19 protein-coding genes, 1 pseudogene and 1 riboswitch are annotated in these 22,711 nt (G+C 40.2%); of the genes and pseudogenes, 13 read left to right on the top strand and 7 right to left on the bottom strand.

The annotated features are described in order from the left end of the window. Positions 1-8 precede the first annotated feature (8 nt). On the bottom strand, positions 9-1,223 hold the full coding sequence (sstT, locus tag EL087_RS08055) for a serine/threonine transporter SstT (protein ID WP_100069427.1): 1,215 nt from the start codon (positions 1,221-1,223) through the stop codon (positions 9-11). Positions 1,224-1,383: 160 nt separating this feature from the next. On the opposite strand from sstT, the gene EL087_RS08050 reads away from it, so the two are divergent. Together EL087_RS08050 and EL087_RS08045 are read left to right on the top strand one after the other, a co-directional pair. Continuing rightward, positions 1,384-2,241: a mechanosensitive ion channel family protein gene (locus tag EL087_RS08050; protein ID WP_003039594.1), complete on the top strand. Its 858-nt coding sequence runs from the start codon at positions 1,384-1,386 to the stop codon at positions 2,239-2,241. A gap of 17 nt (positions 2,242-2,258) precedes the next feature. Beyond that, positions 2,259-2,846 (top strand): DUF4352 domain-containing protein, encoded by a 588-nt coding sequence (locus EL087_RS08045; protein ID WP_126407895.1) that lies wholly within the window; start codon positions 2,259-2,261, stop codon positions 2,844-2,846. Positions 2,847-2,917: 71 nt separating this feature from the next. Here the strand turns inward: EL087_RS08045 and gdhA are convergent, their stop codons facing one another. Further along, positions 2,918-4,264, bottom strand: coding sequence for an NADP-specific glutamate dehydrogenase (gene gdhA, locus EL087_RS08040; RefSeq protein WP_126407893.1), 1,347 nt, complete (start codon positions 4,262-4,264; stop codon positions 2,918-2,920). Between the two features lie 550 nt (positions 4,265-4,814). On the opposite strand from gdhA, the gene EL087_RS08035 reads away from it, so the two are divergent. The 3 genes from EL087_RS08035 (at position 4,815) to EL087_RS08025 (ending at position 8,516) form a co-directional block, all read left to right on the top strand. Next, positions 4,815-5,750 (top strand): dihydroorotate oxidase, encoded by a 936-nt coding sequence (locus EL087_RS08035; protein WP_004224442.1) that lies wholly within the window; start codon positions 4,815-4,817, stop codon positions 5,748-5,750. 116 nt (positions 5,751-5,866) lie between these two features. Beyond that, positions 5,867-6,802 carry a peptide-methionine (R)-S-oxide reductase MsrB gene (gene msrB, locus EL087_RS08030; protein WP_126407891.1) on the top strand — a complete coding sequence of 312 codons (936 nt, stop codon included), beginning with the start codon at positions 5,867-5,869 and terminating at the stop codon, positions 6,800-6,802. Between the two features lie 222 nt (positions 6,803-7,024). Beyond that, positions 7,025-7,127: riboswitch (purine riboswitch) on the top strand. A gap of 123 nt (positions 7,128-7,250) precedes the next feature. After that, positions 7,251-8,516 carry a TRZ/ATZ family protein gene (locus EL087_RS08025; protein ID WP_126407889.1) on the top strand — a complete coding sequence of 422 codons (1,266 nt, stop codon included), beginning with the start codon at positions 7,251-7,253 and terminating at the stop codon, positions 8,514-8,516. Between the two features lie 185 nt (positions 8,517-8,701). Here the strand turns inward: EL087_RS08025 and EL087_RS08020 are convergent, their stop codons facing one another. Then, complete coding sequence (locus tag EL087_RS08020; RefSeq protein ID WP_126407888.1) at positions 8,702-9,880, bottom strand: ROK family transcriptional regulator; 1,179 nt, start codon at positions 9,878-9,880, stop codon at positions 8,702-8,704. A gap of 171 nt (positions 9,881-10,051) precedes the next feature. Between EL087_RS08020 and EL087_RS08015 the strand changes: the two genes are divergently transcribed. The 6 genes and pseudogenes from EL087_RS08015 (at position 10,052) to EL087_RS07990 (ending at position 16,612) form a co-directional block, all read left to right on the top strand. Further along, positions 10,052-11,317 (top strand): PTS sugar transporter subunit IIC, encoded by a 1,266-nt coding sequence (locus EL087_RS08015; protein WP_126407887.1) that lies wholly within the window; start codon positions 10,052-10,054, stop codon positions 11,315-11,317. A 12-nt stretch (positions 11,318-11,329) separates the two neighbouring features. Then, on the top strand, positions 11,330-12,226 hold the full coding sequence (locus EL087_RS08010) for a haloacid dehalogenase-like hydrolase (RefSeq protein ID WP_126407885.1): 897 nt from the start codon (positions 11,330-11,332) through the stop codon (positions 12,224-12,226). 34 nt (positions 12,227-12,260) lie between these two features. After that, entirely contained in the window at positions 12,261-12,581 is a 321-nt protein-coding gene (locus tag EL087_RS08005; protein WP_126407883.1) for a PTS sugar transporter subunit IIB, read from the top strand. A gap of 9 nt (positions 12,582-12,590) precedes the next feature. Further along, positions 12,591-12,914: a PTS lactose/cellobiose transporter subunit IIA gene (locus EL087_RS08000; RefSeq protein ID WP_049534129.1), complete on the top strand. Its 324-nt coding sequence runs from the start codon at positions 12,591-12,593 to the stop codon at positions 12,912-12,914. Positions 12,915-13,263: 349 nt separating this feature from the next. After that, positions 13,264-15,187 (top strand): annotated as a pseudogene (locus EL087_RS07995) (beta-glucoside-specific PTS transporter subunit IIABC). Between the two features lie 159 nt (positions 15,188-15,346). Continuing rightward, positions 15,347-16,612, top strand: coding sequence for a CapA family protein (locus EL087_RS07990; RefSeq protein ID WP_126407881.1), 1,266 nt, complete (start codon positions 15,347-15,349; stop codon positions 16,610-16,612). A gap of 90 nt (positions 16,613-16,702) precedes the next feature. Here the strand turns inward: EL087_RS07990 and EL087_RS07985 are convergent, their stop codons facing one another. The 3 genes from EL087_RS07985 to EL087_RS07975 form a co-directional block, all read right to left on the bottom strand. Beyond that, positions 16,703-17,539 (bottom strand): C39 family peptidase, encoded by an 837-nt coding sequence (locus tag EL087_RS07985; RefSeq protein ID WP_126407879.1) that lies wholly within the window; start codon positions 17,537-17,539, stop codon positions 16,703-16,705. Positions 17,540-17,625: 86 nt separating this feature from the next. Next, on the bottom strand, positions 17,626-18,171 hold the full coding sequence (locus EL087_RS07980) for an HXXEE domain-containing protein (RefSeq protein WP_126407877.1): 546 nt from the start codon (positions 18,169-18,171) through the stop codon (positions 17,626-17,628). Between the two features lie 14 nt (positions 18,172-18,185). Beyond that, positions 18,186-19,055, bottom strand: a complete 870-nt coding sequence (locus EL087_RS07975) for an AraC family transcriptional regulator (RefSeq protein ID WP_106083228.1) — start codon at positions 19,053-19,055, stop codon at positions 18,186-18,188. A 111-nt stretch (positions 19,056-19,166) separates the two neighbouring features. Between EL087_RS07975 and EL087_RS07970 the strand changes: the two genes are divergently transcribed. Both EL087_RS07970 and EL087_RS07965 read left to right on the top strand, forming a co-directional pair. Further along, positions 19,167-20,606 (top strand): glycoside hydrolase family 1 protein, encoded by a 1,440-nt coding sequence (locus EL087_RS07970; RefSeq protein WP_126407875.1) that lies wholly within the window; start codon positions 19,167-19,169, stop codon positions 20,604-20,606. Next, positions 20,596-20,982 (top strand): VOC family protein, encoded by a 387-nt coding sequence (locus EL087_RS07965; protein WP_126407873.1) that lies wholly within the window; start codon positions 20,596-20,598, stop codon positions 20,980-20,982. Before EL087_RS07970 ends, EL087_RS07965 begins: the two co-directional genes overlap by 11 nt. A 495-nt stretch (positions 20,983-21,477) precedes the next feature. Here EL087_RS07965 and EL087_RS07960 read toward each other — a convergent pair whose 3' ends face one another. Next, positions 21,478-22,623 carry a cobalamin-independent methionine synthase II family protein gene (locus EL087_RS07960; RefSeq protein ID WP_126407871.1) on the bottom strand — a complete coding sequence of 382 codons (1,146 nt, stop codon included), beginning with the start codon at positions 22,621-22,623 and terminating at the stop codon, positions 21,478-21,480. Positions 22,624-22,711 lie beyond the last annotated feature (88 nt).

The following is a 22,711-nucleotide window of genomic DNA, read 5'->3' as shown; positions in this document are numbered from 1 at the left end:
TCATTGTATTACGTTTTTTTCCTTTTTCTCCAAGTACTTTTTTCTGCAACTGCGGTAAAGAGGGCATCCGTTGAGGAATTGAGCGCCGTTTCACAGGAATCTTGGATAACTCCAATGATGAATCCTACCCCAACGACTTGCATGGCAACATCATTTGAAATCCCGAAGAGACTACAAGCAACAGGAATGAGCAAAAGAGAGCCACCTGCCACCCCGGAAGCGCCACAAGCAGAGATAGCGGCGACAATGCTGAGGATTAATGCTGTCGCAAAGTCAATCGAAATGCCTAATGTATTGACTGCAGCAAGGGTGAGCACATTGATGGTAATAGCTGCTCCAGCCATGTTAATAGTGGCACCAAGTGGGATAGAAACGGAATAGGTATCTTTGTTGAGTCCTAGTTCTTCACAAAGTTTCATGTTGACAGGAATATTAGCAGCTGAACTACGTGTGAAGAAAGCTGTCACACCACTGACTTTTAAACACCGCCAAACAAGTGGGTAGGGATTTTTTCTCATCAGAACAAAAGCAATGAAAGGGTTGACGACCAGAGCTACAAAAAGCATGATAGCGATTAAAACTGCTAACAAGCTGCCATAGTTAGCCAACACTGCCAACCCTTTGTCAGAAATCGTTTTAAAGACTAAACCAAGAATTCCAAAAGGAGCCAGATTGATAATCCATTCAACGACCTTAGAGGTTACACTTGCCATAGTTTGCAAAAGCTCTTTACTGCTTTTGCTGGCTTCACGCATGGCAAGTCCAAATACCACAGCCCAAGATAATATTCCAATATAGTTTGCGGTGATGAGAGCATTGACTGGATTGTCCACTACTTTGAGCAACAAATTACTGAGGACTTGCCCAATCCCATCTGGTGGTGTAATCTTGGTCTTTGACGCTGTGAGTGTGATGTGTAAAGGAAAAAGGTAGTTAGCTAGCACTGCGACTAAAGCTGCTGAGAATGTTCCCAAAAGATACAAGATAATGATAGTTTTCATGTTGGTTTCTTGCCCTTTTCGATGTTGTGATAGAGCATTGGTCACCAAAGCAAAAACCAACAGTGGAGCAATGCCTTTTAAGCCACCAACAAATATATCTCCTAATAACCCAATTGCTGATAGCTTAGGAAAGGTCAAGCCAAGGACAGCTCCTAATGCAATCCCGATAGCAATACGCTTAATCAAACTAGATTTTTTCCAAGCTAAAACTATTCTTTTCATATCATATAATCCCTTCATGATCATAATGTCTCCCATTATAGTATAAATATTCTGAAAAATCAATCTGTTTTAGATAGAATACACTGGGGGGAGTTAGCATTCCCCTGATTCAATTAGGCTCAGATATGGTATAATAGAGATAAATACGAGGAGGTGAAGTATGCTCTCAGTAAACAAGAATGTATTCTATCGCTACTTTGAAAAACTCAACTGGTCTCATTTGGTAGATGATGTCTTTAGCAAGCTCGTTTCACTTTTGCTCTTGCTAGCTCTCTTTTACCTTGCTAAAAAGCTGGTACATGTACTCGTAAGAAAGATTATCTCCCCCTCATTGAAACTCTCTAGTCAAGACGAAGGGAGGCAAAAGACCCTCACTCGTTTGATTGAAAATTTGCTGAATTACACCCTTTACTTTTTTTTGATTTATTGGATATTGGCGATTTTAGGCTTGCCGGTGTCAAGTTTACTGGCAGGAGCTGGGATTGCTGGGGTGGCAATCGGGATGGGAGCGCAAGGCTTCTTGTCTGATTTAGTCAATGGTTTCTTTATTTTGTTGGAGCGGCAGTTGGATGTCGGAGACAGCGTTCGTCTGACTAATGGCTCGATTAAAATCGCAGGAACAGTCGTGAGTGTCGGAATTCGGACGACACAAGTGCGCGATGCGGATGGCACTTTGCATTACGTTCCTAATCGCAACATTACCGTCGTCAGTAATCTCTCACGTGGCAATATGCGAGCGCTCATTGATATTCCATTATACGCTCAGACGGATTTGGAGAAGGTCACTCAGATTATCCAGCAGGTCAATGAGGAATACGCGGGCGATCAAGTAGAAATTTTGCAGGAACCAGTGATTCTAGGCCCTCAACTCGCAGACAATGGACAATTTTATTTTCGTGTCAGTATCACCGTCCAAAGCGGTAGCCAAAGCACCGTTTATCATCAATTTTACAGACTGTATCATGACGCTCTATTAAAGGGAGGAATTGATTTGCCAACTATTTATGCGCCAGCATAGGCAGAAAGGAGATTACTATGGAAGAACAAGTACCGCATGAAATAACGACCCCTGACGGTCATGTCTATCGCTTGAAACAGCCTTTGTATAAACAGCCTTTGTTTTGGACGACAATCATTAGCTGTGTCATGCTCTTTTGCATCACCCTCATGGTGGCTGGTTTAAGTATTGTCAACCTTGCTTTTCTAGGACATGGCACTCGAACTGAAATTTATCAAGATAATTACAAACATCATCGCCTGGGAGATAGCGTTCGTTTTGAAAATGGTCTGAAAGTTACTGTCCAGTACATTCACGTGGATTCTAAAGAGCGAATGGAAGGTCAAGCAACAGGTGCGATGATTACGGCTAAGGTTATTATCGAAAATACCTCTAGCGAAAAGCTCCCACTCAATGTTTATGACTTTGATTTACAAGACGAAATGGGCGAATCCTATGTAATGGATGATGATATTTTTGAGGTCAACAAAATCAAAGAGGAACTCGTAGCGGGTGAAAAGGTAGAATGGAAGCTGATGTATGACGGTGAGGACGGATCGCAGCAGCCTTACACTCTCACTTATGACAATGTCAAGTGGGGAGAAACCAAAAGCGTGAAGTTTTAGAAATTTTCAGCAGAAGAACAGTAAAAGGCTGTGGACAAATTCGTCCACAGCCTTTTATCCTGTATATTCGTTTAAACAATTCCTTGGGCAATCATAGCATTGGCGACATTTTCAAAAGCAGCAATGTTTGCTCCTGCTAGATAGTCTTTGCCAAGATTGTAGTTTTCAGCAGTTGTCTTAGCAGTGTTGAAGATGTTGGTCATGATGTCTTTCAGACGAGTATCTACTTCTTCACGCGTCCATGAGAGACGGAGGCTATTTTGGCTCATTTCAAGAGCAGATACAGCCACCCCACCGGCATTTGCAGCCTTGGCAGGACCATAAAGGAGACCATTTTCTTTGTAAACGGCAATGGCGTCAAGATTACTTGGCATATTAGCACCTTCTGATACACAGAATACGCCTTGCGCTACCAAGCGTTTTGCTGCTTCACCATCGATTTCATTTTGAGTGGCACATGGCAGAGCGATGTCATATTTCTCAGTATAAGTCCATACAGAACCGTCATGGTAAGTAGCGCTTGCCCTTTCAGCAGCGTATTCTGTCAGACGAGCACGTCGTTTTTCTTTTACATCAACTAGAAGGTCAAAATCAATACCATCTTTGTCAATGACATAGCCATTTGAATCAGACACAGAAATAACTTTAGCACCAAGAGCTGTTGCTTTTTGCACAGCATATTGGGCGACATTTCCGGCACCGGATACAACAACGGTCTTTCCGTCAAAACTTTCACCGTTTGCTTTAAGCATTTCTTGCGTATAGTAAACAAGACCGTAACCAGTTGCTTCTGGGCGAATCAGAGAACCTCCAAAACCAAGTGGTTTACCAGTCAAGACACCAGCATCAAATTGGCGTAGGCGTTTGTACTGACCGTAAAGATAGCCAATCTCGCGTCCGCCAACCCCAATATCACCAGCAGGAACGTCAAGAGAAGGACCGATGTATTTTTGCAATTCTGTCATGAAGCTTTGGCAGAAACGCATCACTTCAGCATCTGTCTTGCCTTTCGGATCAAAGTCAGATCCACCTTTACCACCGCCGATTGGCAGTCCAGTCAAAACATTTTTAAAGATTTGTTCAAATCCAAGAAATTTCAAAATCCCTTGATTAACCGTTGGGTGGAAACGAAGACCGCCCTTATATGGCCCAACTGCGGAATTAAATTGTACGCGGTAACCGCGATTGACTTGAACCTTGCCGTCGCGATCAACCCAAGGAACACGGAAACTAATCACACGTTCTGGCTCGGTAATGCGCGCCAAAATGTTTTCTTCAATGTATTCAGGATGTTTTTCAAAAACTGGTTCAAGCGTGTTTAAAAATTCTTCTACCGCTTGCAGAAATTCTGCTTCGTGAGCATTGCGAGCTTTCACAGCTTCAAAAGTGCTTTGGATATATTCTTTAGCAGTTGTCATAGATTTCTCCTTAAATAAGATACGAGGACGAGTAAAAGTCGTACAAAAATAGGAGGCTAACGCCGTGTTTGATAAACACAAGGAAACCTATCTTTTTTGCTAGACTTTCCATCCGAGTTCAGTTGCAATAAGATACTAAGACTGTAAAAAACAAAAGCAATCACGTCGCTATGCTCCTTAATATCCACGTCCGTAATTCCCTATGCTCGAACGGTCATGGGAAAAAGAGGTAGCTCAACAAAAGTTGCTTTGCAAGATTTGTTAGACTTGTCTGTTCTAGCTATCAATGGTCTTAGCCCAATCACAGAACGAGACTTTCGTCCTAGTTCTGTGTGTGTTATCTTTTGTTACATGTGCCATTATAACAGAAAACAAAAGAGCTGTAAAGAAAAAAGTTGAATTTTCTGAAAATTCCGACTTAATATTCAAAACAAACTCTTGCTCAGCAAAGATTCAGTTGTTTATCCCGAACGTTTCTTCTTTCTATTCCGTTAAAAGAGTCATATTTCTGCTTTTAGTGGTACAATAGAAAAAATGAAAGGAGCATTTCATGCTATCAACTCAAACACAAATTGCTGGTTTTTCTTTTGACAACTGCCTGATGAATGCGGCTGGCGTTGCCTGCATGACGATTGAAGAACTAGAAGAAGTTAAAAACTCAGCTGCGGGAACTTTTGTGACTAAGACAGCAACCTTGCAAGCGCGAGCAGGAAATCCTGAACCTCGTTACCAAGATGTACCACTAGGTTCAATCAATTCAATGGGACTACCCAATCATGGATTGGATTATTATTTGGAGTATTTGTTAGACCTACAAAAAACAGAGTCCAATCGAACCTTCTTTTTGTCGCTGGTAGGTCTGTCGCTAGAAGAAACCCACATCCTTTTGAAAAAGGTGCAGGATAGTAACTTTAAAGGCTTGACTGAGCTCAATCTATCTTGTCCAAATGTTCCTGGAAAGCCACAAATCGCTTATGATTTTGAGGCGACAGAGAAGATTTTGAGTGAAGTATTTGCCTATTTCACTAAACCGCTGGGCATTAAATTGCCACCATATTTTGATATGGCACATTTTGATCAAGCGGCAGCAATTTTTAACAAATTTCCTCTTTCTTTTGTCAACTGTGTTAACTCAATCGGAAATGGTCTTTATATTGATGATGAAACAGTTGTTATTCGTCCGAAAAATGGCTTTGGCGGAATTGGTGGTGAATACATCAAACCGACTGCCCTTGCTAATGTTCATGCTTTTTATCAACGGCTCAATCCTACAATCCAAATCATCGGTACAGGTGGTGTGTTGACGGGTCGAGATGCTTTTGAGCATATTCTCTGTGGAGCTAGTATGGTGCAAGTCGGAACAACGCTGCACAAAGAAGGTGTAGGAGCTTTTGAGCGTATTACTGAGGAGCTGAAAGCAATCATGTTAGAAAAAGGCTATGAAAGCATAGAAGATTTTCGTGGGAAGTTGAACTATCTGGATTAAACCAGAGTGGTATTTAACAGTTCATTGCCATATCATTCTCAAGAAAGTTCTAATCAAATTCTTATAACATTTTAGGAATTTGTGAGAAAATAAGAACAAAGAAATGAGGTGTTTTTATGGCTGAAATTTATCTAGCAGGTGGCTGCTTTTGGGGCTTGGAAGAATATTTTTCCCGTATCACAGGTGTGACTGATACAACTGTCGGCTATGCCAATGGGCAGGTGGAATCTACCAATTACCAGTTGATTCATCAAACCGACCATGCTGAAACGGTTCATGTGACTTATGATGAAAATCTGGTTAGCTTGCGAGAAATTCTGCTCTATTATTTTCGGGTGGTTGATCCGCTGTCTATCAATAAGCAAGGAAACGATATTGGTCGTCAATATCGCACAGGGATTTATTACACAAACGACACGGATGTGCCAGTTATTAACGAAGTCGTGAAAGAGCAAGAGCGGCAATTCGGTCAGAAGATTGCGGTGGAAGTAGAACCGCTGCGCCATTATGTATTGGCAGAGGATTATCATCAAGATTACCTCAAGAAAAATCCTAGTGGTTATTGCCATATCAATGTCAATGATGCCTACCAGCCTCTAGTAGATCCAGGACAATATGAGAAACCGAACGAAGCAGCTTTAAAGGCAGATTTGTCTGAAGAATCCTACCAAGTCACTCAACATGCCGCAACCGAACGACCATTTCATAACGAATATTTTGCAATGTTTGAAGAAGGCATTTATGTGGATGTGACAACGGGAGAACCGCTTTTCTTTGCCAGTGATAAGTTTGATGCTGGTTGTGGTTGGCCGAGTTTTACAAGACCGATTGCTAAAGATGTGATCAAGTATTATCAAGATAAAAGTCACGGCATGGAGCGAATTGAAGTGCGGTCGCGTTCAGGAAATGCACACTTAGGCCACGTTTTCACAGACGGTCCACAGGAACAAGGCGGACTTCGCTATTGTATCAATTCAGCAGCACTACGCTTTATTAAAAAAGAAAAAATGGAACAAGCAGGATATGGCTACTTGCTTTCATATATGAAGTAAGATCAGTAGAGTAAACAGGGACTGAGCTAGACGGCTCTGCTTATTTCGCAACTACTCATAAATGTGTGGATAGAGCGACTAGCAGTTTCAAAACTAATTACAGACTAAACAAATGTTGTAGTGATTGATTGCTCAAAGTATTGCAGATAGGATTTGCGGAGTAAATTTCAATGTTTTTCCTATTTTTTAAAGCTTGCTATTTGGTGTGGATTTTGCTACAATAACTAAAAAATTCAATGAAAACATATAATCTCCATAATAGGGTTGGAGAGTTTCTACCGTCTTACCGTAAATAAGCGTGGCTTTGTCCTTAGTTATGTTGTCAAATACAAATAGAGCATAGGGTAGTGTGAAATGATCGTCCCATACGACTTTTGTTTTTGCGATTGCTACGCTGACAAATGCATAGTAATTGGATGTCTTGTGACTCTTATTTAAAGGAGAAGCGATGAAAGCATTTAAACAGGTGAATTTGGTGACATGTGACGTAGATTTTCATGTCTATCGAAATGGGCTGCTGGTGGTAAACGGGGACAAGATTGTTTATTGTGGGAATGAGGACGCTACTTGGGAAGCGCGGGCAGATGAGACAGTAGATTGTGAGGGAGCTTGGCTTATGCCTGGTCTAGTCAATTGCCATACCCACTCTGCTATGACCACACTGCGTGGCATTCGAGACGACAGCAATCTCCACGAATGGCTAGAAGGTTATATCTGGCCGGCAGAAAGCGAGTTTACACCAGAGGTCACAACAAGAGCTGTCAAGCTGGCACTTACAGAAATGCTTCAGACTGGGACGACGACTTTTAATGATATGTACAATCCCAATGGTGTTGAAATTGGGCAGATTCATGAAGTGGTGGCACGCTCTAAAATGCGTTGTTATTTTTCACCGACTTTGTTTAGCTCCGATATGGAGACGACGGAAGAAACCTTGGCGCGTACTCGGACTATTATTGAGGAAATTCTGTCCTACAACGATGACCGCTTTAAAGTAATGGTAGCACCACATGCGCCATATAGTTGCAGTAAGGATTTGCTAAAGGGAAGCTTGGAGCTGGCGCGTGAATTACAGCTGAAATTGCATATCCACGTGGCAGAAACACAAGCAGAAAATGGCATGATTTTAGAGCGTTATGGAAAACGTCCACTTGTTTTCTTGAAAGAATTAGGCTATCTGGAGCATGAGGGGATTTTTGCCCACGGTGTGGAATTAAATGAGCGAGAAATTGCAGAACTAACAGCCTCTAAGATTCATATCGCCCACAATCCCATCAGCAATCTCAAATTAGCATCTGGCATTGCTCCCGTAACAGACTTGGTTCAGGCTGGCGTGACAGTCGGACTTGCAACGGACTCGGTCGCTTCTAATAATAATTTGGATATGTTTGAAGAAAGTCGTACCGCTGCTCTTTTACAAAAAATGCGCACAAGTGATGCCACCCAATTTACCATTGAGCAGGCTTTGAAAACAATGACAATTGAAGGCGCCAAAGCACTCGGCATGGATGATCAAATCGGCAGCCTAGAAGTTGGCAAACAAGCAGATTTTTTAATCATTCAGCCAAAAGGTAAAGTACACTTGTATCCAGAAGAAAAGATGCTCTCCCACCTCATCTATGCTGTCAAGGGAAATGATGTTAAAGATGTCTATATAGCAGGTGAGCAAGTCGTAAAGGATGGGCAAGTCCTGACGGTGGATGCAGTTATTTAAAATGAAAATTCTAAACGAATCTTTGAAGAATCTCTTTGACACAATAGAGGTTCTTTCTTTATAAACATTTCAGACCAATTAGTAAGTCCATCTTGTATTGTATAGTAAAAATTAGAGGTTCGTAACAATTGTTCTAACCTCTAATTTTTGTAATAAGTATAACAAGCTTATGAGCCATAATGAAGCTAAATGGATAAAAACTCCTTTTGCAGACAAAGCGCAACGCCAGCTGTTGCACCAGTGAAGTCATTGTAAGGCTCGATAATGAGTTCAGGCAAGTCTTTGAAGAGTAGTTTTGGTTGTTGTGAGATTTCTTGATAGAAAGCTGCAATGACTTTGTCATCAGTCAAGATGGGACTGTGCAGATAAATTTTCTTTGCATCAATCATCATGCTAAGGTTTAGCAGGGATTGTGCCAAATACTTAAATGCCAAATGAAGGAGATTGAGAATAGCTTGGTCTCCTAAGTTATATGCTGTGAGGATAGTTTGAATCGTGATCTCTTCTTTATCTGTGACAAGTGATTTTAAATGTGTCAACTCCGCAGTTTCAAAGATGATTTTTGCTTTTTTTATCAGCCAGCTTTCACTAGCATAAGTCTGCAAACAGCCTCTGCGTCCGCAACCACAGACTTCTCCGTCAGGACAAACAACGGTATGACCAATTTCGCCGATGACAATATTGCTTTTACCGTAGATTTTGCCATTGTACATATAAGAGCAGTGCATACCCCGTGCAAAATGAAAATAGATAAAATTCTCATCCAGTTGGTAAGCAGAAAAAAGGCGCTTTGCTAGTGCCATGCAATTGACATTATTAGAAAAGTAAATTGGAAAAGAAAACTCGTTTTTAATCTTCGCTAGATCAAATTGTTTCCATGTTTGATTGTTTGTTGTAATCAAGTCATTGTGCAAATAGCGTCCAGGGATAGCTACTCCCACGGCTTGAATTGTATAGGAATTGTTCCGAAAAATGAATTGTTCAAGTAAATGACAAAACAAATCAGCGCCTTCTGCTAGAATTTTTTCCGAGGTGACGGTTGCTTTATTTTTATCAATCACATTTCCTGTATTATCACTCAATACAAAAGAAAAGTATTTTTCAGACAGTTCACAGCCGATGAAATAAGAGTGCTGTTTTTTTATACCCAAGAGAATTTTCTTTCGCCCGACTTTTGTGTGTTCTTCATCTTCCCCCAGCTCATACAGCAGTTTTTCTTGGATCAAACTTCCTGTAATCGCACTAACTGTAGCAGGAGTAATGCCCGTCTCTTTTGAAATATCAATGCGAGAAATTGGCCCCTTGGCGTAAATTTTATCTAAAATAATTGTTCGTAACTCAGCTTGTTTTTTCGTTTGATTCATTATCTACCATCCTTCCCTGCATCTATTATATATTGATTATAAAAAATTATCAAATATAAGTGAAAGCGCTTGACTTTTTAGAATATTTTTTTAAAATATAATTAAAAAGCGAGATAAAGTTGATTTTGTCTGCTATTTAATAATATATTATAATCAAAGGAGATTGTAAAGATGGACAAATTTTTACAAGCAAAACTAATGCCTATTGCTATTAAGTTGGGGAACAATAAAGGTTTAGTAGCAATTCGGGACGGCATTACGCTTGCGGTACCATTACTGTTGATTGGTTCTTTGTTTATGGTCATTGCTAGTTTTCCTGTTTCAGGATGGGAAGCTTATTTGACAAAAATTGGGGTTTCTGCCTATCTATGGAAAGGCGTGGATAGTAGTTTTGGTCTGATTGGTTTGGTAGCCAGTTTTGGGATTGCCTACTATATGAGCCGCCAATACAAAGTGGATGGGATTCCTTCTGGGATTATCTCGCTTGCTGCCTTTATCACAGTGACACCATTCCTTGCTACTAAAACAGGAAACGGTGTTCCCACAGCATTTTTAGCTTCACAAGGCCTTTTTGTAGCAATCATTCTTGGTTTAGTGAATGGTTATATCTATCAATGGTTCATCAATCATAATGTCCAAATTAAAATGCCTGATGGTGTTCCACCGGCAGTTTCAAAAAGTTTCAGCGCCATTATTCCAGGTGCAGTGATTATCACAGGCTGGTTGTTGGTTTATGCCCTTTTAGCAAGTTTAAAACTACCAAATTTGCATGCGGTAGCTCAAACTGTTTTAGGAAAACCGCTAGGTCTACTAGGTAATAATTTATTTGGTTTGATGATTCTAGTTGCTTTAAATAGTTCATTCTGGTTTGTTGGACTTCATGGAGGAAATGTTGTCAATGCGGTTATGAAACCATTGTGGCTTTCGAATCTCGATGCCAATAAAGTTGCTTATCAAGCAGGGGAAAAACTACCACATATCTTTACCAGTGTCTTTATGGATAACTTTGTCTTTATTGGTGGCGGAGGTGCTACCATTGGACTTGTATTGGCACTTGGTTATTTAGCGAAAAAGAAAAAATCAAGCAAGCAGATCAAAACACTGGCACCTATTACAGTGGTTCCAGGTTTGTTCAATATCAATGAGCCAACGATGTTTGGTGTTCCAATTGTCTTAAACATTTTGCTTCTGTTCCCATTTATTTTGACACCGATTGCGAATCTCATCGTTGCATGGTCATCCATGGCAAGTGGTCTTGTACCGTTAACATATACTGACCCAGGTTGGACAACTCCTCCGATTATTAGTGGCTTGCTGGCAACGGGAAGTTTTAAAGCGTCTATTTTACAAGCTGTTCTTATTGTAATTGATATTTTAATCTATATTCCATTTGTAATTGCTATTGAAAAACGCTTTAAAGCAGAAGAAAATCAGTAGGGAGATGAGAATATGAAACGATTAATTAGTGCAAATCCTTCGGAAATTTTGAATATGACAGCCCAAGAGCTCAAGCAAAGCATTCAAGCGAGTGAAGGGCGGGTTGTCTTATCTGAAAATGTGGTCATTCGTGAAACCTTTATCGGAGATATCACTAATGCTGAAATTGCAAGAGCTTTCGGCGCAGATATGATTTTACTGAATTGTTTAGATGTTTTTCAGCCAGAAATATGTGGCTTAGATTGTAAAAAAGAGCAAATTGTTCACGAATTGCATCGCTTAGTCGGAGCACCAATTGGGGTCAATCTAGAACCTGTTGATTTGGAAGCTGATATGTTGGAAGAAGTACAAGTGATTGCTGCCGGTCGGCAAGCTAGTCAGGCTTCTTTTGAACAAATTGAAAAATTAGGCTTTGATTTTGTCTGCTTAACAGGTAATCCAGGAACAGGAGTTAGCAATAAAGAAATTATTGATGCAGTAAAATTAGCTAAGCAGCATTTTTCAGGTTTGATTATAGCTGGGAAAATGCACGGTGCAGGGGTATCCGAGCCGGTTGCAGATCTTCAGACAGCTGAGAAATTATTAGACGCGGGTGCAGATGTGATTTTGGTGCCAGCCGTTGGAACGGTTCCTGCTTTCAGCGATGAGGAAATGAGAGCTGTCGTAGATTTAGTACATAGTAAAAAAGGTTTAGTTTTAAGTGCTATTGGCACTAGCCAAGAGACATCAGATGTGGATACGATTAAACAAATCGCACTTCGTAATAAAATTTGTGGTGTGGATATTCAACATATTGGGGATGCAGGCTATGGTGGTTTGGCAGTAGTGGATAATATTTATGCACTGAGCAATACTATTCGTGGCGTTCGGCATACTGTGTCACGTTTAGCAAGATCCGTTAATCGGTAGAGAGTAATTATTTGATAAAATAGAAGGAGTAAACATGGCTAAAACAACCATTATGTTAGCATGTGCTGCAGGTATGAGTACCAGCTTGCTTGTTACAAAAATGCAAGCTGCAGCTGATGAAAAAGGATTAGATGCAGAAATTTTTGCAGTTCCAGCACCAGAAGTAGATGATATCCTTTCTGAGAAGGAAGTAGATGTCTTGTTATTGGGCCCGCAAGTGCGCTATCTTTTAGATCAATTTACAGAAAAGTTAGCTCAAAAGAATATCCCAGTTGGAGTTATCCCAATGGTGGATTATGGCATGATGAACGGTTCAAAGGTGCTAGCGTTAGCTGAGGAACTGATCGGAGGCTAGAAGGTTGATATGGAAAATTCAAATTTAGAAAGTATCATGTCCCTCATTATGTATGGCGGCGAGGCGAAGAGCAATGCTTTTGAAGCGATTCAAAAAGCTAAAAAAGGCCTTTTTGAAGAAGCACGTGAAAAGTTAAAAGCAGCAGATGAGGCATTAGTTTTAGCACACAAGTCACAGACAGAAATGCTGACACAGGAAGCTCAAGGTGAAAAGATTGAGCTTAGTCTTTTGATGGTGCATGCTCAGGATCATTTGATGACAAGTTTGACTTTCATTGACTTGGCAAAAGAAGTCGTTGATGTATACGAGCGGCTGACAAATGAGATGAAGTAAAAAAAACGATTTTACACATTCTTATAAATCAAAACTTTGGTTGGTGATAATCCAATCAAAGTTTTTTAATTGTCTTACTTCGTTATTGAATGGTAGCTCTATCTCTAGTTTGATAACGATTTTTTCAAATTTTAAAAAAACTTTTAGAAACCGCTTGCATTTTTAGAAACTTGTGTTATACTTAATTCATGGATTGTTACTGGTCATGCAGGCAAAACCTAGACAAATACGAGATATGAAGTAGGGGAACTACTTTCTATTTGGTATGTGTTTAGGTTTTTTTGTTATCGTTGTTATATATTTATATGTGCAACAACACAGCTGACCTAAAAAATAAAGGAGGTCCATTATGGCAAAAGATTATACTGACTTAGCTCAGGATATTGTTGCTCACGTTGGTGGCAAGGAAAATATCATCAAGTTAGTGCACTGTGTGACGCGTTTGCGTTTTTCTCTGAAAGATGAGAGCAAGGCAGACACGGAATACTTGAAAAATAGAGACGGTATTGTAACGGTTGTAAAAGCTGGTGGACAATACCAAGTGGTGATTGGGAACCATGTGCCAGATGTGTATGCGGCGGTCATTAAGGAAGCAGGCATTTCTGGTGAGGGAAGTATTGATGTGGATGAGGGAGATGTTCCGCAAGGAAATCTATTTGACCGATTTATCGCTTTGGTGTCAGGACTTTTCCAACCAATGCTGGGAGCTCTTTCTGCAGCTGGTATGATCAAAGGTGTAGTTGCCATTATGGCAGCTTGTGGTGTTAAGTCGACAGACGGTGCTTATGTCATCTTAAATGCCGCTGGTGATGGATTCTTCCAATTCTTACCATTGATTCTGGCTTTGACTGCTGCTAAGCGGTTTAAAATGGAAAAATTCACAGCGCTTGCAATTGGCTTTGCCTTGGTCTATCCAAATAATCGCAGCTAGCTTTACAGCTGCTAAACCACTCTACACGCTATTTGCAGGAACTTTTATTGAGTCAAAAATCTACGCAACTTTTTTAGGTTTGCCGGTTATCTTCCCTGCTTCTAGTTATCTATCAACTGTATTGCCAATCATTCTAGCAATTTGGGTCGGCTCAAAAATTGAAAAATTCTTTAAACGAATTATTCCAGATGTTGTCAAAGTCTTTGTTGTTCCATTCTTTGTTATCTTAATCACGGTACCGTTATCATTTCTTGTTATTGGACCAGTCATGACATGGGCTTCTGATATAGTCGGTGCTATTTTCACAGGTATTTATAGCTTCAGCCCAATTATTTATGGAATTATTCTGGGTGCTTTGTGGCAAGTGCTGGTTATGTTCGGTCTCCACTGGGGATTGGTGCCGCTTGCAATTTTGGAATTACAAAAAGGACCAGGTGTCATTCTTGTAGCTTCCATTGCTATTTGCTTTGCGCAAGCAGGAGCATTGCTCAATATCTTCTTGCGTACAAAAGAAGAAAAAGTCAAACAGTTGGCTATTCCAGCCTTTATCTCAGCTTTGTTTGGGGTAACAGAACCAGCTATTTACGGGCTTACTTTGCCAATGCGAACACCATTTATTATGACTTGTATTGCCGGTGCGGTTCAAGGAGCTTATCTCGCTTTCTTTAATGCCAAAATGCAAGTAATGGGTGGAATGGGGCTCTTTGCGATTCCGTCTTTCATTGATCCAAAAGATTCACTATTACTCATTCACTTCCTTGTAGCAATTGCAATCAGTTTTGTTCTTGGATTTGTATTGACCCAATTTACAAAGATTCCAACTCTTTATGGTGGAGCACAAGAAGTCGCTGCTGAAGAAATCAGTCTGCCAGTTGAAGAGATTACTCCTGAGCAAGTCATCACAGCTCCGCTTAGCGGGAAAGTGGTCGCACTCGAAGATACGCCTGATGCTGTTTTTGCAAGTGGTGCAATGGGTCAAGGTATAGCAATTGAGCCTAGTGTTGGCGAAGTTGTCGCTCCTGCTGACGGTGTGATTCGTCTGCTTTTCCCAACCAACCATGCGATTGGCTTAGCGACTGATGATGGCGCTGAAATCTTGATTCACGTGGGCATGGATACAGTCGCTCTTGAAGGAGAAGGGTTTATGGCTCATGTTACTCAAGGCTCAAAGGTCAAGGCGGGTCAATTATTGCTAAGCTTTGATATAGATACTATCAAAAAAGCAGGTTATCCTGTTACAACTCCAATCATTGTAACCAATACAGCTGATTATAAGACAGTTGAAGCATTAGCTGGCGGAGATGTGAAACTAGGCGATGATTTGCTGAAAGTAAGTAAATAATCTAAGAAAAGGACAAGCAAAATTTGTAGAGTTCCAAAACAGTTGGTCGAAAAAATCAACTAGAGCTACTACAAGCATGCTTTGTCCTTTTTATTATTTATCATTTCCTGCGTCATGTTTGCTTCTTTGTGCTACAATGTAGATAGAGGAGAATGGAACATGAAAAGATCAGAACGAAAAATACAGTCAGCAACTAATTGGCAGTTTATTTTAGGCTTGCTTTGCGTAGTGTTTTTAGTAGCAAGTGGGATTTTATTAGCTGAGAAAATAAACGATAGCGTTAAGATTAAGGCAAAGTCGACAAAAACAAGTATTGTACAAAAGAAAAAAACGTCCTCTTCCCCAAACGGTGTACAGACGGCTCGTATCATGGCAAATGGAGATTTGCTGTATCATGACCTTCTATATATGAGTGCCTTACAGTCAGATGGGACGTATGATTTCACAGAGAATTATCAATATGTCAAACCTTGGTTGAAAAAGGCGGACTTGGTATTAGGAGACTTTGAGGGGACGATTCGACCAAATTATCCTTTGGCAGGCTACCCGCTGTTCAATGCGCCAGAGTCGGTGGTATCCGCTATCAAAGATGCTGGTTATCAAGTGGTGGATTTGGCACACAATCATATTTTGGATTCCCAATTGGAAGGTGTTACCACAACAGTGGAGGCTTTTGAAAAACAAGACATTACACCAATTGGGGTTTACACTCATGAAAATCGGGATAAATCGTCACTTGTCATTAAAAAAGTAAATGGGATTAAAATTGCACTTCTAGCTTATTCTTATGGATTTAATGGCTTGGAAGAAAACCTCTCTCGGGCAGACTACAATCATCATTTGTCAGATTTAAATGAAGAAAAGATGAAAAAAGAAATTGAGCGAGCCGAAAAAGAGGCAGACATTACCGTTGTCATGCCTCAGATGGGGGTTGAATATCAATTGGAACCGACACAGGAGCAAAAAACTCTTTATCATAAGATGATTGAGTGGGGAGCGGATATTATTTTTGGAGGACATCCGCATGTTGTTGAGCCGTCAGAAGTCGTCGAACAAAATGGACAAAAGAAATTCATTATCTATTCTATGGGAAATTTCATCTCCAATCAGCGTATTGAGACGATGGACGGTGTGGAAAATAAAAAATGGACAGAACGCGGCGTGCTCATGGACGTGACAGTTGAGAAATCACAGAAAGGGACGATTATCAAGAAAGTACAGGCGCATCCAAGTTGGGTTAGTCGTGTGGCGAAAGGAACGTATTCACCAGAAGGCTATCCTCTCTACACCTATCAGACCTATATTTTAGAAGATTTCATTGAAGGTGGAAAATACCGTGACAAACTAGACCAAGCCACCAAAGAGCGAATTGACACTGCTTATCAGGAAATGAATGAGCATGTCAATTTGAAATGGAACGAATAAGTTTATTCCTTTAGAAAAAAGACCAGAGATTCTTGCGTTGAGAATTTCTGGCTTTTTGTTTTTGGTAAAATTCAATAGTATAGAGGATTTTTACCATGCATAATTTGGTTCAGTACAACTTACCATTGCATTTAGCAATTCTTCTGGACTCACAATTTTTAACCCTCCATAAACAGAATCTTGGACTAAATAAGATGGATCTAAATAATAGACATAAGCAACATCTGAACCATCTTCTGTTAAGACATATCCTACACCGATAACATTATGCTCTCCACTTTTGCCGGGATATATTTTGCTATTATTGAAAGTGTAGTACATTGGATAGCCGCCATTGATATTTTGAATCAGGCGTTTTTTGAATAATCTCATATCTTCTGAATCAGAATTAGGATTGGTTACAGTTGCTAAACGATATCCTGCTTGATTTCCTGATGGTACATCGTAGCCAAACAAATGGCGATTTAAAACTTTTATAGCATTGCTATTATGAGTTCCAAAAGTTTCATCTGTTCCTATTTCATTGGCTAGCTGGGCTTGGTCAACCTGAAGACCTTGACTTGCCAGTATCATAGATACGGTTGCTGGTGCGCAGTAATTCCACCGTCGTTGGACAATTGTAGAGATATTTAGTTGAACCTTTTCCCCTCCTACATGACTTTTTGGGTCGGTACTATCTATAGATTCAGAGGGGACTGTTTTATTAGTAGCTGAAGAATTGTTTTCTCCAGCAGTTGAGGTTTGAGAAGAACTTGTCTGGCTTGAACTAGAAGAATTTTGTTGAGAGGCAGAAAAATGAGAACGTTGTGTTTGCTTGGCTTTAACAGTATCTGATGGTTTTGCTGGTGCTGTGTTTCCATGAACACACGCAGTAATCACAATGAAGGCTAATAAGAAAACAATTGACGAGTATATGACTTTTTTCATAATTCTTCCCCCCTTATTTCTCAAAACTATAATGCCGTATTTCTAATTTTTGTGAATTCGTTTACATTTTTAGTGTACCATTTATGTTAAAGTTTTTCAATTTTTTCCGAGTTGTAAAAAATCTTATTCAGCCACCCAGAAAACTGCCTCCCTAACCAGAGTGCAAAAAAGAGATTACTGATGAGAATGAGAATACCAATGAGACTGAAAAAGAGCAGCTCAGATGTGTTGACACGAAGTAAAGTGCTTGCTTTCCAAATGATGATACTGCTAACTGGTAAGCACAGGATAGAGGTCGCAAGAGCTGGGATATAGCGTCTAAGCCAGATAGCTTGCAGGATATGAACCACCAGATGAAGAGCGAAAGCGACAAATCCGCCCAGCCAGATGAGGTAAAGTAGGCGAGTATGGTAAAAAAGAGCAAAGAACGAGACGAGGAGCACCACGACAAATTCCTCTGCTACAGCTAGCGCGAAACCTTCTGTGGATAAGCCTTTGTGGGTATTTAGAATGAAGGTAGCTTTTTTCGCCAGCAGTTTTTCATTTCGCTCTATCCACGGCATGAAGCCGATGATTTCTTCCAAATCATGAAAAATGAATAGCAGCGGAAACAACCAGATAGTATCTTTCATTGAATGCCTCCTTGTTATTTTTTCCGATATTGACTAGGAGTTATTTGGTAATACTTTTTAAACTGACGATTGAAGTTAGAGAGATTGTTAAAGCCAGACTGTGTAGCAATTTCTAGGACGGGCAAGGTAGAGTGTTGCAAGAGTTCAGCCGCTTTTCGCAAGCGAAATTGAATCACGTATTCCATGCAAGATACCCCAAGATGTTTCTTAAAGAAATTCATGAAATGGGTATCGCTGTAACCACAAATTTGAGCAAGCTGATCAATCGTGAGTTCCTCTTGATAATGACTACCGATATAGTCAATGATGGTACGGATTTTTTCTTCCTTGCGATAGCCTTCTAAGGATTGCTCTTTTGAAATCACATAGCCATTTTCAAATAAGAGAAAAAAGAGTTGGTTGAGCTGGGCTTTGAGCTGAAATTCAAAATACTCTGTATGATAATAGCCTGTTTTCATGGCATCAAGTAGACACTGCCGAATGTCTGCATAGGCTGGCTGATTGGGCTTGATGACACGAACAAAATCCAGCTGACCATTATAAAGCGGCTGCAAATATTCAATACTAGCTTGATCCATAGCAGAATAGCCCATTAAGTCCAAATGAAAGTTAATCGCATCCATATAGTGGCGTTGATTTTCAATCGGGTGAATGGAGTGAAGAGCATTGGGACGAATCAGGATAATATCACCTGCTTCACTATTAAAGTAATCATAATCAATGTGAAACTGCGCAGTTCCCTCATGAACATAAACCAGCTCAACATCCGTATGCCAATGAAAGAGAATGTCCGGCTGACCGTTTTTTGTAATGGTTCGTGTGAGAGAATAAGGAGTGCCTTGAGTTTTGTAAACGATATCTTTGTGTAATGTTCCCAGATCCATAAGTGTTGCCTCTTTCGTAGAATAATACCAATTTATAAGAGAATTGTGTTAGAAAATACTCTTGTCTAAGATTATAATATAATTAAGTAAAAAATAAAAGAGGTAAAAGTCATGAGTAAATTTCCAGCAGATTTTCTTTGGGGCGGTGCAACAGCTGCCAATCAATACGAAGGAGCTTACAATGTGGACGGGAAAGGTCTTTCAGTTCAAGATGTGACACCAAAAGGCGGCATGCCAGCTAAAGCAGGTGATCTCAATCCTTTGATTACAGATGAGCCAACACTAGACAATCTTAAATTAGAAGGGATTGACTTTTATCATCGTTACAAAGAAGACATTGCCCTTTTTGCAGAAATGGGCTTCAAGGTCTATCGTACTTCCATTGCATGGTCACGGATTTTCCCAAATGGTGATGAAACGGAGCCAAATGAAGCAGGTCTAAAGTTTTATGACGACCTCTTTGATGAATTGGCAAAATATGGTATTGAGCCTTTAGTGACTTTATCGCACTATGAAACACCGCTACACTTGGCACGCAAGTACAATGGTTGGGCAAATCGTGATTTGATTGGTTTTTATGAGCGCTATGTTCGCACTGTCTTTACTCGCTACAAAGACAAGGTGAACTATTGGTTGACCTTTAATGAAATCAACTCCGTTCTTCATGCGCCATTTATGAGCGGAGGGATTGCAACACCAGTAGAAGAATTGTCCAAGCAAGACCTTTATCAAGCAGTCCATCACGAACTAGTGGCATCAGCTCTTGCAACGAAGATTGGGCATGAAATCAATCCAGACTTTAAGATTGGTTGTATGGTACTAGCCATGCCAGCTTATCCGATGACGCCAAAACCAGAGGATGTACTGGCTGCCCGTGAGTTTGAAAATCAAAACTATCTCTTTTCAGATATTCATGCGCGTGGTAAATACCCAGCATATATGAACCGTTTCTTCAAGGAAAATGGAATCGAGATTCAATTTGCGCCGGGTGATAAGGAATTGATGGCAGAACATACCGTGGACTTCATCTCCTTCTCTTATTATATGAGTGTGGTTCAAGCTCATGACCCAGAAAGTTATTCTTCTGGTCGTGGAAATGTTCTAGGTGGTCTGCAAAACCCTTATCTGGCAAGTTCTGAATGGGGTTGGCAAGTGGATCCAATTGGTCTGCGTCTGGTTCTCAATGCTTTCTATGACCGTTACCAGTTACCGCTCTTTATCGTAGAAAATGGTCTCGGGGCTAAAGATGTCTTGGTGGATGGCCCTAATGATCCAACTGTTGAAGATGATTATCGTATTGATTATCTTAAACAACATTTGCAACAGGTTGGTGAAGCGATTGAAGATGGTGTTGAACTCTGGGGCTATACCACTTGGGGCTGTATTGACCTCGTGTCTGCTTCAACAGCTCAAATGAGCAAGCGTTACGGATTTATCTATGTTGACCGAAATGACGATGGAACAGGGACTTTGGCTCGCTATAAGAAGAAATCATTTGATTGGTATAAAGAAGTTATTGCAACGAACGGAGAAAAACTCTATGAAGATTGAGCATGCAGCCCTTTATGTTCGAGATTTAGAAGGAGCGAAATGCTTCTTTGAAACATATTTTGAAGCAAAAAGTAATCAGCTCTACCATAATCAGAAAACAGGTTTTCAGTCTTATTTCCTCAGCTTTGACGAAGGAGCAAGATTGGAAATCATGACTCGAAAGGAAGGTTTAGCGGAGAACAACCAAGAACTTCTCTTTTTGGGCTATCATCATTTGGCTTTCAGTCTAGGAAGCAGAGAAAAGGTAGATGAATTGACAGCTAGACTCCAAGCAGACGGTTATCAACTTTTAAGCGGTCCACGTCTGACGGGTGATGGCTACTATGAAAGCTGCATTCTGGCTTTAGAAGGCAATCAGATTGAGTTGACCGTATAATTGATAAATTTGCTCCTTATAAATAGAGAGTGGGAAAAAATCAGTCATTCGAAGAATTTGATTTTTCAGCAAGTCCTAGTTTCTACTTGCTGACCTAAAACAGTCCAGTGGACTGTTTTACTCCCACCTCCGCACAGTTGGTTAGGATAGCCGCTATCGCCGGTATAACAAGGGATAAGGCTATCCAACCAACCACTGCGTCTTGCAAGCTAAACGATAAAATACATGAGGTTGGGAATTTTTGTTCCAACCTCCTTTTTTGTGTTAAACAAATGAACTGAAAGTTGTAACATAGATATCAGGTGGAAAATATCTCAGTGCCGCTCTCTGTTGTTTTTACCTTAAAAATTTCTCAATAGAGAAATCATTTTAATAGTATTCTTTTTCAGTCGTATTTATTGCCAAAGGTCAAAAAAGACAAACCTCAAAAAGAAGTTTGTCTCGCATTTTATAAGGGATCACTAAATAGTCACAAGAGCTGTTGTCGCGTACAACTTAATCCCAAAACTTTTTAGCGATTTCTTGACCTTGTTTGATTTTAGCCCATTGTTGTGGAATAGCTAGTTCATTACCTGAATCGCAGGAAGCAAAACCGCATTGATGTGACAGCAGGAGACGTTCCTTAGGAAGGATGGTGCTGGCTTGTTCTAATAAACGAAGCACACGTTCTTCATCATCCAGATCAGTTGTCTTACTAGAAAGAAGTCCAAGGACAACTTCGACATCTTTATATTTCAGAGAAGCAAGAGCCTTCAAGTCACCAGATACATCACTGTCCCATTCTAAGAAAAAGCGGTCATAGTGCTGATCACGTAGGAATTTTTCCGCAATGGCTTCATAAGTTCCGCCTGATGCTGAACGGCTTTCATAGTTTCCGCGGCAGTTATGTGTCCAAACTTTGAGTCCTAATTGATGCCCATAATCAGCCACTTCGTTATTGATTGCAATGAATTCATCAGCTAAATCAGCCAGCGCAGCATTGCCATCGGCAAAAAATGAAGCAGGATTTGATTCGTCAAAAAGTTCCCAAAGGCAGTCGTCAAACTGGATAATTTCACCGCCAGCTTCTTTATATTCCGCCAAGAATTCTTTGTAAGCCTTGATGAGACCGGTCTTTAATTCTTCATTTGTTTTGTAAACTTGATCATCGCCAGCCAGCCTGTCAAAGATAGCCAGTTCTGTATAAGCATGAGCAGGACCCCAAATGGTTAATTTTGTTTGCGTATCACCAGCTTCTTCCTTGAGCAGTTTGTAAATATCTAAAAAATGATGATTTTTACCTGAAAGTGGCTGGGTAATGCGAATACCGATGTCTTTACGTGTTTCGTACTGTCCGCCATCATGATCTTGGAAAGTGTAACCGTGGTCTGCAATGTAACGTTCAATACCTTTAAGTCCCCAAATAAAATCTAAATGCCACATGGACTTAGAATATTCACCATCTGTCAAAATATCAATACCATTTGCCTTTTCATCAGCAATCACTTTTTTTATCGCTGCTGTCTCCGTTTCAAGATAGCCGGGAAAACTGTCGTAAAATGGATAGTGAATATCATCACGATGTTCGATTTTATTTTTGTAGGCAAGTAGGTTGGCTGGGCGGAGTAAGGAGCCAACGAGTTGGAATTTTGATTGTGTCATGTCAAAAGCCTCTTTCTAAATTTCTTACTTTTTATTGTACACAAGCTAAGCACTTTTGAAAAATAGTTAATTTAGAGGAAGGGATATA

Origin of the sequence: Streptococcus milleri (assembly GCF_900636525.1) — a bacterium.
GTDB lineage: Bacteria > Bacillota > Bacilli > Lactobacillales > Streptococcaceae > Streptococcus > Streptococcus hominis.
The sequence above is the reverse complement of the archived record's forward strand: the minus strand, read 5'-3'. Positions and strand labels throughout refer to the sequence as shown.

What these genes read in the sequence shown, in the direction of transcription:
- EL087_RS08015 (WP_126407887.1), top strand. Translation starts at nt 10,052, where the DNA reads ATGGACAAATTTTTACAAGCAAAACTAATGCCTATTGCTATTAAGTTG.
- gdhA (WP_126407893.1), bottom strand. Translation starts at nt 4,264, where the DNA reads ATGACAACTGCTAAAGAATATATCCAAAGCACTTTTGAAGCTGTGAAA.
- EL087_RS07990 (WP_126407881.1), top strand. Translation starts at nt 15,347, where the DNA reads ATGAAAAGATCAGAACGAAAAATACAGTCAGCAACTAATTGGCAGTTT.
- EL087_RS07960 (WP_126407871.1), bottom strand. Translation starts at nt 22,623, where the DNA reads ATGACACAATCAAAATTCCAACTCGTTGGCTCCTTACTCCGCCCAGCC.
- EL087_RS08045 (WP_126407895.1), top strand. Translation starts at nt 2,259, where the DNA reads ATGGAAGAACAAGTACCGCATGAAATAACGACCCCTGACGGTCATGTC.
- EL087_RS07965 (WP_126407873.1), top strand. Translation starts at nt 20,596, where the DNA reads ATGAAGATTGAGCATGCAGCCCTTTATGTTCGAGATTTAGAAGGAGCG.
- EL087_RS07980 (WP_126407877.1), bottom strand. Translation starts at nt 18,171, where the DNA reads ATGAAAGATACTATCTGGTTGTTTCCGCTGCTATTCATTTTTCATGAT.
- EL087_RS08035 (WP_004224442.1), top strand. Translation starts at nt 4,815, where the DNA reads ATGCTATCAACTCAAACACAAATTGCTGGTTTTTCTTTTGACAACTGC.
- EL087_RS08025 (WP_126407889.1), top strand. Translation starts at nt 7,251, where the DNA reads ATGAAAGCATTTAAACAGGTGAATTTGGTGACATGTGACGTAGATTTT.
- EL087_RS07970 (WP_126407875.1), top strand. Translation starts at nt 19,167, where the DNA reads ATGAGTAAATTTCCAGCAGATTTTCTTTGGGGCGGTGCAACAGCTGCC.
- EL087_RS08020 (WP_126407888.1), bottom strand. Translation starts at nt 9,880, where the DNA reads ATGAATCAAACGAAAAAACAAGCTGAGTTACGAACAATTATTTTAGAT.
- EL087_RS07975 (WP_106083228.1), bottom strand. Translation starts at nt 19,055, where the DNA reads ATGGATCTGGGAACATTACACAAAGATATCGTTTACAAAACTCAAGGC.
- sstT (WP_100069427.1), bottom strand. Translation starts at nt 1,223, where the DNA reads ATGAAAAGAATAGTTTTAGCTTGGAAAAAATCTAGTTTGATTAAGCGT.
- EL087_RS08000 (WP_049534129.1), top strand. Translation starts at nt 12,591, where the DNA reads ATGGAAAATTCAAATTTAGAAAGTATCATGTCCCTCATTATGTATGGC.
- EL087_RS07985 (WP_126407879.1), bottom strand. Translation starts at nt 17,539, where the DNA reads ATGAAAAAAGTCATATACTCGTCAATTGTTTTCTTATTAGCCTTCATT.
- EL087_RS08005 (WP_126407883.1), top strand. Translation starts at nt 12,261, where the DNA reads ATGGCTAAAACAACCATTATGTTAGCATGTGCTGCAGGTATGAGTACC.
- EL087_RS08050 (WP_003039594.1), top strand. Translation starts at nt 1,384, where the DNA reads ATGCTCTCAGTAAACAAGAATGTATTCTATCGCTACTTTGAAAAACTC.
- msrB (WP_126407891.1), top strand. Translation starts at nt 5,867, where the DNA reads ATGGCTGAAATTTATCTAGCAGGTGGCTGCTTTTGGGGCTTGGAAGAA.
- EL087_RS08010 (WP_126407885.1), top strand. Translation starts at nt 11,330, where the DNA reads ATGAAACGATTAATTAGTGCAAATCCTTCGGAAATTTTGAATATGACA.